The sequence below is a fragment of the Micromonospora sp. CPCC 206061 genome (genome assembly GCF_036906915.1).
In the GTDB taxonomy this organism is placed as follows: Bacteria; Actinomycetota; Actinomycetes; order Mycobacteriales; family Micromonosporaceae; genus Phytohabitans.
The window spans coordinates 1-2,318 of the sequence record NZ_JBAKHX010000182.1; the positions used below are offsets into that span (position 1 = coordinate 1).

Consider the following 2,318-nt stretch of genomic DNA (forward strand, 5'->3'; position numbering starts at 1 on the left):
GGGTGGATCCACTGCTCGTCCGCCGCCGAGATCACCTGCACCACGGCAGCATCGACGAACATCCTCTGGCAGTCTCGCTACGACACGCCGGTTACGAGACATCCCTTAGGGTGTTGCGCGGCATTCAGGACGAGCACGGAGACGGCGTTGACGATGAGGACGACCGGCTCGGTCGTGACGAGCATGGTGCCGGCGTGATGTTCACCGTGCCGCCGGCAGCGTCCGGTACGGCGGTCGGGCGGTGGGCAGAGTGATCCCCGGGACTCGCCTTGTTGATCATGTTGGGGTGAGGAGTCGTCTTCGGCTTAACACGCCGATGTTTGACGGTGCGGGGGAGGTGGTCGACGCTGCGGGCGGTGAGGTTGGCGATGCCGCGTTTGAGGTGGGACCAGACGCCTTCGGAGGGGTTGAGGTCCGGGGCGTAGGCGCGCAGTCAGGGCGCGATGGGTCGGTAACTCAGGGCTGTGTCGACGATGCGTTCTGGTGGCGCGTCCACCAGTTCGGGTGGCGGCCAGAAAATCAGGGCTCCGGCAAAGTCGATAGGCCGTACAGAGAACGTTGAGGCGAAGGGGGATGTCCCCCGGCTCGGCCAAGCGCCGGGCGGTGATCACCGTGGCGTGGCCGTCGCAGGACGCAACCATCGTTGTGGCTGCTGGAGGGCAGGTGGGTCTCACCGCAGGTGCTCGGTGAGGGGCGATACTTTGACGATGGCGCGTATCAAGTCAGTGAACTTGCATGTTCAGGACGTCCAACGAGCGGCGGGATTCTGGACGGCCGCGCTCGGCTATCCACCGCCACGTCGACCTGGACGGAGTGAGAGTCTTCTACCGCGAGTCGGTTCCCGATCGATCCGACGCCCCGGTCCTACTGCTGCTGCACGGCTTCCCGTCTGCCTCGCACCAGTTCCGTCGTCTCATCGACGCCCTCGGCAGGCACTACCGCCTGATCGCCCCCGACTATCCGGGCTTCGGGCACACCCAGGCGCCAGACAGCTTCACCTACAGCTTCGACAACCTGGCCGACGTTGCCGAGAGCTTCGTCGACCGACTTGGGCTAACCAAGTTCGTGATGTACATCTTCGACTTCGGCGCGCCGGTGGGCCTCCGGCTCGCGGAGCGGCGACCCGAATGGATCGCGGGCCTGATCATCCAGAACGCCAACGCCTACACAGAGGGCTTGTCGGCTGGCGCCCGTGACTTCATCGCGTTGCGACCCGAGAACGAAGGTGCCGAAGACACCGTCCGCAACCTGCTGACCCTGCCCGGCACTCGCGGCCAATACCAGAGCGGCACCAGCAAGCCCGAAATGATCGCACCCGAGGGCTGGACGCTCGACCAGCACTTCCCCGATCAGCCGGGACGCAAGGAGGCCCAGGTTGCGTTGGCGTTCGACTACCACACCAACGTTGCGCGCTACCCGGCGTGGCAGACCTGGCTGCGCCAGCACACCCCGCCCACGATCATCATTTGGGGCCGCAACGATCCATTCTTTCCCGAGCCAGGCGCCCACGCCTACCTGCACGACCTGCCGGATGCTGAGCTGCACCTGTTCGACACGGGCCACTTCGCCCTCGAGGAGCACCTGCCCGAAATCGCCCCGCTGATCGCCGCATTCCTCGACCGTGTCTGGACCCCACACGCCAGCGTCAGCAGGGCCTGACGTAGTAGATGGAGAGTCCGCTGTAGCGAGAGTGCTCAGAGGAGGCACCGGGCGTGCTGCGGCGACGCCGAACCCACTCCACCGGAACCATCGGCGGGCGAGCACCGTCGAACCCCGCATGGTACGAATACAACAGATCGCGGCGACGATGCAGCTTATCGGCCTACTCGCCTCGGGATGCGGCACTGCCGGCGCCGGCAGCCAGCACTCGGCGAGTTCGGACACGCCGGTGTCGGATGGTGATCGTGGGACCGCCCCGGTCACGCCCGCTGCGGGCCACGGTACGGCCATCATCGTGGTCCGCGATCTGTCCGGCGACCTGTTGGCGTCAATCCCTGTAGAGGTCCGCACAATTGGCCGTCCGATGCCCGCGGCGTTGGCGATAGACATCGCGCGATTGACCGACTCGCAAGGCGAGTACGCATGGACGGGCCTCCCGCCTGGTGAGTACGAATTTACCGTGCGGATCCCAGGCGGGCACCAAGCGACATCGAAACGCGGGATCATAACCGCGGGACAGACAGTACGGGTCGACGTGTCACTGGGTTGATACACCGCAACCTGATCAAGGGTCGCAGAGTGTCTAGTACATGAGAGCACCCTGTACCGTTCGGAAATTCGGCCGCGGACGCTGACGTGCGGCTTTGTCCGCCGCGGGA

At 65.4% G+C, this 2,318-nt stretch carries 3 protein-coding genes; all 3 read left to right on the forward strand.

What is annotated here, in order from left to right; all coding sequences use genetic code 11:
* Window positions 1–254, forward strand: a 254-nt coding sequence (locus V6V89_RS41185) for a hypothetical protein (RefSeq protein WP_334625174.1), incomplete at its 5' end; no start/stop codon positions are given.
* A 481-nt stretch (window positions 255–735) separates the two neighbouring features.
* Entirely contained in the window at window positions 736–1,659 is a 924-nt protein-coding gene (locus tag V6V89_RS41190) for an alpha/beta fold hydrolase (protein ID WP_334625175.1), read from the forward strand.
* A gap of 148 nt (window positions 1,660–1,807) precedes the next feature.
* Window positions 1,808–2,209, forward strand: a complete 402-nt coding sequence (locus tag V6V89_RS42040) for a carboxypeptidase-like regulatory domain-containing protein (protein WP_442935328.1) — start codon at window positions 1,808–1,810, stop codon at window positions 2,207–2,209.
* The last annotated feature ends 109 nt before the right edge of the window (window positions 2,210–2,318 follow it).

Coding starts and splice junctions, on each gene's coding strand:
- V6V89_RS41190 (WP_334625175.1), top strand. CDS start 736: ATGTTCAGGACGTCCAACGAGCGGCGGGATTCTGGACGGCCGCGCTCG.
- V6V89_RS42040 (WP_442935328.1), top strand. CDS start 1,808: ATGCAGCTTATCGGCCTACTCGCCTCGGGATGCGGCACTGCCGGCGCC.